This window comes from Vibrio olivae (assembly GCF_042428525.1).
GTDB classification, from domain to species: domain Bacteria; phylum Pseudomonadota; class Gammaproteobacteria; order Enterobacterales; family Vibrionaceae; genus Vibrio; species Vibrio olivae.
In genome coordinates this window covers 1-515 of record NZ_JBHMEP010000134.1, presented here as the reverse complement: position 1 = coordinate 515, position 515 = coordinate 1, and the positions used below count along the sequence as shown (strand labels likewise).

The window sequence follows — 515 nt, the reverse complement described above, 5'->3', positions numbered from 1 at the left end:
TTATTTTTCTTCTTTATACAAAATTCCCTTATATGGTTTCCCGGTATCAACACTCTTTTTTATCAAATGCCTATACATACCCCGTTTTTCCGCATCTATATAATTATCAAAACGAACACATTCTTTTCCGTCCGCTCCATATCCGACTATTTGGCAATTATATTTAATCTTATTTCGCCTTGCGGGTTTATAGTTCATATTTTCCTTTTGTGTACACCAACGCAAATTGTCTGCAAAATTATGATACTTAACCCCGTCTATATGGTCAACGTATGGTTTGTTGTCCGGGTTAGGAATAAAAGCCGCCGCAACTAATCGGCTAACTTGAAACTTCGTGTTTACTCTGTTTTTTGATAAGGTAACAGATAAACCGGACGTTGCGGGTTTACAAGGCGTCAAAATTATATTGCTATCTAATGACTTTATACGCCCGTAATTGCTTACCTCATATAACCCCTCATAGTCTTTTATTTCTTTCCAAATTTCCATACTACTAATTTTATTATGCAAATATA

Annotated in this window: 1 protein-coding gene; it reads right to left on the bottom strand. The window is 35.0% G+C overall.

All coding sequences use genetic code 11. The annotated features are described in order from the left end of the window. Nucleotides 1-515 (bottom strand): NUMOD4 domain-containing protein (locus ACFFUV_RS23905; RefSeq protein WP_390198514.1); only part of this gene is annotated, 515 nt, incomplete at its 5' end.